The organism is Acinetobacter bereziniae LMG 1003 = CIP 70.12 (assembly GCF_000368925.1).
Classification (GTDB): Bacteria; Pseudomonadota; Gammaproteobacteria; order Pseudomonadales; family Moraxellaceae; genus Acinetobacter; species Acinetobacter bereziniae.
The window spans coordinates 996939-1006189 of sequence record NZ_KB849756.1 but is presented as its reverse complement, the minus strand read 5'-3'; the positions used below and the strand labels follow the sequence as shown (position 1 = coordinate 1006189).

General features: G+C 42.1%; 1 protein-coding gene. It reads left to right on the top strand.

Going from position 1 to position 9251, the window contains the following annotated elements; all coding sequences use genetic code 11:
* Positions 1 to 15: 15 nt before the first annotated feature.
* A complete protein-coding gene (locus tag F938_RS14660; protein ID WP_034715487.1) occupies positions 16 to 9072 on the top strand; it encodes an Ig-like domain-containing protein in 9057 nt (3018 codons plus the stop codon).
* Positions 9073 to 9251: the final 179 nt, after the last annotated feature.

The following is a 9251-nucleotide window of genomic DNA, read 5'->3' as shown; positions in this document are numbered from 1 at the left end:
TATGTTGACAATATTGTGCCAACACAAGTCGCAACGATTACAGGTATAAATGACAATGTTGCGCCAAATACGGGTCATATAGATAGCGCTGGATATAGTAATGACACATCACCACAAATTTTAGGTGAAATTAGTGCCGTTTTAGGTGCAACAGAAGTCGTTGCGATTTATCGAAATGATGGTAATACAAATATTAGAGTTGGAACGGCAACCATTACAGGTACTGGCACAACTTGGATATTTGATGATAGTGGTTTAAGTGATGGCATAAGCTACACCTATACTGCACGTGTAGAAGATGGCGCGGGTAATCAAGCGAATTTATCAAATGCATATGTATTGAACATAGATACAACACCACCTTCAGTAAGTACAACGATTAATATCGTTTCGATTACTGATGATACTGGACTGAATACGACCGATTTTATTACCAATGATACCAGTCTGACAATTAATGGTACGGTTGGGACTTTGGCAGTGGGTGAAACTGCACAAATCAGTATTGATGGCGGTTTGAATTGGATTGATCTGACTGTAAATGCAGGAACATGGCATTATGAGGATACTCGGACACTTTTAGAAGGAGAATATACTTATCAAGTACGTGTAGTTGATGCAGCTGGAAATATTGGTCAAAGTGATGATCAGATAGTGATTGTTGATTTAACAGGACCTTCAGTCAGCACTTTATTGAATATTACATCTATCAGTACAGACAGTGGGACGAGTTCGACGGATTTTATCACCAATGACCAATCAATTACCGTGAATGGTGTTGTCGGTACATTGGCAGCAGATGAACAAGTTCAAATAAGTGTGGATGGTATCAATTGGGTAAATCTAATCGTTACAGGAGGTACATGGAGTTACCAAGACCCTTGGGTTTTAAGCCCTGATGGTGATTATATCTATCAGGTTCGTATTGTGGATGTTGCAGGTAATATTGGGGCAACAGATAGTCAAGTAATACAAATAGATACGACTGCCCCAACACAAAATGCTTTTATTAATAGCTATTTTGATTTAGTTGATCCTAACACAGGATTAATGGGAGATAATACTAACACCAATGATACTACCCCGACATTAATTGGCTCAATCACAGCAGGAGTGCAAGCGGGCGATATTCTTGAGTTATATCAAAATGGTACATGGATTGCATCGATTACATTGAGTCCTGGTGATACCACTTGGACGTACTCATTATCTGGTTTGAATGATGGTATGACCTATCAATATACTGTTCGTATTGTTGATATTGCAGGTAATGCAGGTTCAATGTCCCCAGCATTTACATTAACTGTAGATACCACTGCACCAACGACAACCGTGATGATTGATAGCTATACAGATAATATAGGTATTTATCAAGGAGATAACAATACGAATACAACGACGGATGATACCACACCGCTCTTAAATGGAACTTTGAGTAGTGCTTTAAGTTTAGGGGAAGTTGTTGAAATTTATGATGATAGTGATACGCTGCTAGGTGTTGCTGTTGTCGATGCTACAGGAACAGGATGGAGTTTCCAATTACCTTCACTGAGCAATGGCAGTTATACTTATTATGCAGTCGTTGTTGATGCGGCAGGTAATCATGGAACTAATTCTGCGAACTTCACACTGACAATTGATACGCTTGCACCCACACAGACCACAACTATTGACAGTTTCACTGATGATTTGGGTACGAATACTGGAGATTATCCAAGTGGCACACATACCGATGATACAGCGCCTCGATTAAATGGAACCATCAGCGGTGGTGCATTGGCTGCAACCGACGTTGTTCTCGTTTATGAAGGGACAACACAAATAGGTGTTGCAACCTTAAATGCCAGTCGCACAGCTTGGACCTTTGATGTGGCAGGTTTAGTGAATGGTGACAATAAAAATTATACGGCAGTTGTTGCGGATGCGGCGGGGAATCTTGGAGTATTTTCGTCTCCAGCATTTAGAATAATTGTTGACACTGTGGCGCCAACACAAACCGCAAATATTACCAGTTATTTAGATCTAACTGGACCAGTTATTGGCACTTTTGGGAATGGTACAACAACAGATGACAGAAATCCCATACTCAATGGAACACTTAGTTCTGTAATTCCACCTGAATATGAAATACGTATTTATGAGGGGACAATTCTAGTTGGTGTTGCGACAACAACAGGTGGCACAAATTGGTTTTTTAATTTACCAACCTTAACAGATCCAAGTACTCACACTTATACAGTCAAAGTTGCGGACGAAGCAGGTAATGAATCTCTAGCGTCAGCGCCATTTACTCTGACAGTTGACTCCACTGTACAGCCAGAAGATATCACGATTACCCTCTATAACGACGATTATGGCGACAATATGGGGAATTATTTATCTGGAAGTCAAACAGACGATAGTTCGCCACTCTTAATGGGAACTCTTGGAAAAGTATTAAATGATGGAGATAAAGTGCTGGTTTATCAAGTTGATCAAGTACTGGGTACATCAATATTACTGGGAGAAGCTGATGTTTTTGAAACGTCTTGGAGTTATCAAGTCACAGGTTTAAGTGATGGTCTTTATAGCTATCGTGCAGAGGTGATGAATAGTTTTAACAGTGTTCTGGCACAGTCCAATATATTTGAATTGATTGTGGATACGATTGCACCGACAGAAGTTCCAACTATTACTGTCTATAATGATACGGTTGGATTATTTCAAGGCGATTTTGTGAGTGGTACTACGACTGACGATAGTCATGCACTTTTAAAAGGAACGCTGAATACTGCATTATCATCAGGAGAAAGTTTACATATCCATGATAATAACGGCAATTTAGTTGGTATTGCTTCAGTCACAGGAACAACTTGGACTTTACCTTTATCGCTAGGAACAGATGGCACTTATACCTATACCGCTGTTGTGGTCGATCAGGCTGGTAATGAAGGACCTGAGTCAGCTGCCTTCACATTAATATTGGATACAACACCACCAACTCAACAAGCGATCATTAATAGTTTTACAGATGATGTCATCATGAACACTGGTGATTATGGATCAGGTAGTTATACCAATGATACGCTGCCTGTTTTAAACGGTACACTCAACACAGGTTTAGGTGCGAATGAAGTATTGCGTATATATGAAGGCTCAACCTTTTTAGGTATTGCAACCGTTACAGGTTTAAATTGGACTTTTGAATTTACAAACATTTTAAGCAACGGCAGTCATGATTTTACTGCACGTGTGATGGATGCTGCAGGCAATCAAGGACCGATATCCAACACCTTCAATTTAATCGTTGATACGATAGCCACCTCACAAACAGCCAATATTAATAATTATATTGATAATTCCGGTGCAGTTACTGGATTGATGGGGAACAATACAACGACGGATGATACCACACCAACCTTGATTGGGGCGGTCACAGCAGGCGTACAAGCTGGTTATACCATTAACCTTTATCAGAATAATGTTTTAATCACCTCAATCGTATTAACCAATGGTCAGACTTCATGGAGTTATACACCGAATATCTTAGGTTTTGGCACATATAATTACTATGTCAAAGTTGCAGATCAAGCGGGTAATGAAGGAACTGCAAGTCCAATCTTCACCTTAACTGTTGATGCAACAGCCACACTCAGTTCTCTCATGACCGATACTGCTTATGGTCAGATTGGCAATTACTCTACCAATAATAATGCGACCAATACTGATTTGATCACTCGTGATAGTACGCCAATACTGAATGGGACGATCAGTCGTGCTTTGGAAGCGAATGAACAAGTCACGATTAGTCTGGATGGTGGGAACAGTTGGATTGTGGTGCAAACGACTTTGGGTGCAACAAGTTGGGCATATAATCCGCAACCATTCGGTTATGCAGTATCGACAACTGTTCCATTACAAGTACGGATTGAAAATACCGTGAATGGAACGCATGGCTCAACCACCACAACAACATATACCTTTGATTTAACAGCACCATCGATGACTTTGAGTAATCCAGATTTTGCCAATGCTGGTTCGATCGATGCTGATGGTGACAAAACAATCCTTGCAGGTACAGCACAGTTTAACAGCAGTGTGGATGGCACAGCTGAGGTTGGCAGTGTTGTGGCGCTGATCAATGATATTAACAACGATGGGATTTATACAGAAGGTGTTGATAGTGTCCTCAATGTTGCAACAGTCGCAGCAGGTGGGACATGGAATATGTCATTGAGTTTGACAGCAGGTCAGTACCATCTGGGTTATGTCATTTGGGATGCAGCAGGGAACCGTAGTCGCCTAAGCATGACTTCCGATATAGATGTCGTGAACAACTTGGGTAATGCGCCATATACCAACAGTGCTTTTGGTACCAATGCAACACTGGGTTATGGTAGCAGTATGGTCATTAACACGAATGGACACTGGACTTTTGTCAATGATCAAGCGGTTTATGCTGGTGCTTCAACGACAAGTTATACCACCACAGCTTTGACACTCGCTTCTGGTACGGTCAGTTCATATTCTTTCGGTGATTACAATCTGGATGGAAATATTGACATCATCGGCACAGATAGTGCCGTGAGTTCGACAGCGCCGATTTGGACGGGTATTGCTGGCGGAGGATTTACTGCTGGTACTGTAGATGCTGGACAACTTGTTGCACGTGGTGGTTCAGTATTTCTAGATATGGATGGTGATGGTTATTTGGATGCTGTGATTGGTGATAGAGGAAACGACTCCTCAGCATTTTTGAAAAATAATAGTGGTGTATTCAGTGTCTATGGACGGGCATCAGGTAATCCGACAGCAACAGGTCTGAATACATTGACCATGGATCGAGAAAATTCAGCAGTAGATTTAAATAATGATGGTAAAGTCGACCTCGCTATACATGCCACCACTAGCCAATCTGGGGTAACAGGCGCTTATACATTAAGCTTGTTGTTAAATAACGGTAGTAGCAGTGCAACGGGTGCAAACTGGACTGAAACACAGGTCATTACCAATGTATTCGGAGCCGCTAGAGCAGATGATTCGACCACCCCGTTATCGATGACTTGGGCAGACTTTAATGGTGATGGTTATCTGGATTTATATTTAAATACAACTCAAACAGGAACCTCCGCCAATAGCAAAATTTTCCTCAATAACGGTGGTAGCTTATCAAGCAATGGAATTGCAATTGCAAATGATAGCCTAGCTGGAGAAGCGTCTGTTGCTGTCGACTGGAATGGTGACGGCAAAATGGATGCAATAGAGGTCGATTATACGACGGGTATTGCGAATCTATATACCAATAACGGTAATGTGGCTGCGGGATGGGCGACTACGCAATTGGCTGATATGGGGAATAGCACGTTAAATGGTATCGCCGCTGCTGACTATGATTGGGATGGTGATATTGACCTGTTAGCCAGTTTTAATACGAGTACACAGACACAGTTAATCAGCAACACCAACCAAGTCAAAGATGGAACAGCTTTGCATCTGCGTATCGTGAATGCAGAAGGTCATAATGTCTATTACGGTAATACCGTTCAGTTGTTCGATTCTTCGGGGCGTTTAGTATCCACCCAAATCATAAATCCACAATCAGGAAATTGGGTCAACGATGGTTCTGCATTGGTCAACATTTTTGGTTTGGATCCATCACAAAGCTACACAGTCAAATTATTGGCGAATGATCATGGCGTGACAACGACGTACTCATGGAACGTTACTCCAAGCAGTGCGGTTGACGCACAAGTGTTGACCACAACAGCTGTGACCACTGCCAATGCAACAACATTGGTGGGTACTGGCTATAACGATACTTATGTGGTTTCTAATGTGACAGGGGGGACCACAGCTTATAACGGCGGTGGTGGCTGGAATTTACCTGTCATGAAAGGTGAAAGTAAAACTTGGGTTGCTTCAGGGGGTATGGATATTATTGATTTCCGTAATGCATCTACAGGTGTAACGGTTAATCTACAAGCTGGTACGGTATCAGGTTGGGGGACGATTAGTAATATCACCAATGTTGAGGGGGTACGTGGTAGTGCACAAGCAGATACCTTAATCGGTTTACTCGGTTCATTTGGTAATAACACTGATAATATTTTTGAAGGTCGTGGCGGGGATGACATTATCACTTTAGGCTTTAATGGAGGTAATGATCGAATAGTATACAACCTGATTAATCCTGCTGATCATGTTACTGGGGGAAATGGTACTGATACGATCAATGATTTCAGTGGAGGGAGTTTAGCTTTTGCACCGAATTCTGATGCAGATATCATTGACCTGAGTGGCTTATTGACAGCTTATACTGGCACAGCCTATGTCTACTTTGATGCTGGTACAGGAACCTATGTATTGGACAGTGCATCGCTCGGGTTGCGCAATTATCTTCAAGTCATGACAGCGGGTGGTAACACTGTGATTTCAGTTGATCTAGCGGGTACTGGGAACTTTACAACGCCTTTGTTGATACTCAATGGTCTGAGCATGAGTATGGAGTCTTTGCTGGCGAATGGGCAACTGTTACTGGGTTCTTCAACTGCCGCTTTAATTCATATCAATGCACAAACCACCACAGATACTACGCCAATTGTGAGTGGAACCATTCCTTATGGCTTAAATATTGGTGAGGTTTTACAAATAACCGTAAATGGTACGACCTATAGTACGGCAAACAATACTGTGGTCGTAGATCCTGTAAATCACACTTGGTATGTGCAATTGCCTGTCGGTGCAGTCAATGTCGGGCGCTATGATGTAATGGCAAACATCGTGGATGCGAATGGCTCGATAATCATGAGTGATGCAAGTCGTATGGAGTTGGAAGTGCTCAGTTCGTCAGGTTCATTGACGCCTACTTGGGGGGATGCTGATGTCGGTAATGTTGTGGGGGGTGCAACCATGACGCTGGGGCAAAATGGTTTATGGTCATTCTTCCAAACCAGTACGACGAGTGATGTTGGAATGATCTATAACAGTACTGGATTGAATACCTATACCAATGTCAGTGTTACTGGCGGAAGTGGTGGATTGTCAGGCGCATCATTTGCTGATTTTAATCGTGATGGCTTTATGGATATTTTCACAAATACCAGTACAGGTGCTTCATCGCAAAGTGTATGGACCACGATTGATGGTATCAATTATAACCATCAGGTACTGGTAAGCGGCACATCTATGTGGAATGGTGCTGTGGTTGCTTATGATAAAACAGGCGATGGTTATCTAGATTTTGCTTATGGCGATACAGGTAATGACTCTATGACGTTTATTACCAATACTGCAGGTAGCCTGTCTTTAATGGCAGGGGGCGTGCAGGGTAAGCCTCCAACAGTAACAGGAAATACGTTCTCTGAAGTCGCGGCAGTGGATTTGACCAATGATGGTGCTGTAGATGTGGTTCAGCATACCAGTGGCGCAACGACACCGACAGCAGGTGGTGCTTATGCCTTGACTTTATTGACCAATGTACAAACTGCCAATAATACGTTTACTCAAATCAATGTGGCTGGTGTATTTAGAACAGGAGCAGCAGGTGACCCAGCCTCTGCGACCGCGATGACATGGGCAGACTTCAACAATGACGGTAAAATGGATTTATTCCTTGGTGCTGGTCGAAATGCTGCAAATACTGCTGATAGTACAGCGAGCCGTATTTACTGGAACAGTGGCACAGGAAGTCTGTTTGGAACAGCTTCTGGGACTGCGGGCGGTCAGGCAACTTACCTTTCAGATACTTTAGATGGTGGTGCTTCAGTCGCAGTGGATTGGAATCATGATGGTAAAATGGATATTGTGGAATTGCCGCGTTCTGGCGTCAGTGCAGTACCAAACCTATATACCAACAATGGGGCAGGAAGCTTTACGCAAAGTACACTGGGAACTGCAATTACAGGTGTGAATGGAGCTTTAGCAGTAGATTATAATTGGGATGGTGCAGTCGATGTATTGGCTTATAAAGGCGGTGCCAATACGATCTTATTGCAAAACAACAATATTGTTGCAGATGGTACCAGTTTGCATTTACGTATTTTAGATGCCAATGGTCTAAACGTGTACTATGGCAACACTGTACAGCTTTACAATAGTGCGGGTACATTAGTCGCATCACAAATATTGAATCCACAATCAGGTGTATTTGGTGCAGATGGTTCAGGTATCGTCAACTTCTACGGCTTGAATGCGAATGACAGCTACACCGCTGTATTGATTAAGAGTGTCAATGGTGTATCTCAGGATGTGGGTGGTTCAGCAAGCCTAGGCGGAAACAGCATTGAAAATATTAACCTCAGCTGGGCAGGTTTAACCGCTGGTGCAGCGACCCAAGCTTATGTCTTATCAGGTGAAGCAACGACCAACGTTGCGAATGGTAAATTCATCGGTACTGGTTATAACGATATTTTCTTTGCAACAGCAGGGACAGACAGTTATGACGGTAGTGGTGGAACGGCAGTGGATTTATCTGGTAACAGTAATTGGAGTGCAACTGGTGGGTTGGATACTGTTGACTATAAACTGGCAGGCAGCACTGCATTGACCATTGATTTGTCTAATATGAGTGCTCAAAACACTGGTTTTGGAACAGCGAGCTTTAAGAACATTGAAGCTCTTGCTGGTGGGAATGGGAATGACACGTTTACAGGCAATACAGCCAATAATCAGTTTGAAGGGCGGGGTGGTAATGACACCTTTAATCTTGCCAACGGTGGTCAAGATACTTTGTTATATAAAGTATTGTTAGCCGATGCAACGGGTGGCAATGGTACAGATAGTGTGAATGGCTTTAAAGTGGGTACAGTTGAAGCCACAGCTGACGCAGACCGGATTGATCTGAAATCTTTATTGATTGGGTATACTGCTGATAGTGATGGCGCTGCACATTATGTGAATGGTATTGCAACGCTTGATTCTGGTGACAATATTGGCAGTTATTTACAAGTGTCTCATAGTGGTGGCAATACTGTGTTGAGTATTGATCGAGATGGTGCAGGTGGTGCATATGCTATGACTAATCTGCTTACACTGAATGGTGTAAATACTGAACTGGAAACATTGTTAGCGAATCATCAGATTATCATTGGTTAAGTTCGCTTAGTTAAAAGAGCTGTCATGTTGGCAGCTCTTTTTTATTTATAATTCTCTAATTTCTTGCAAAAATCAAATTGAGTATATGCTTTAACTTAACTTTAAATATGATACATTTAATATAACCTATCACATATTTTTCGCATCTATATTAACCACAAAATTCATCGTAAATTGAT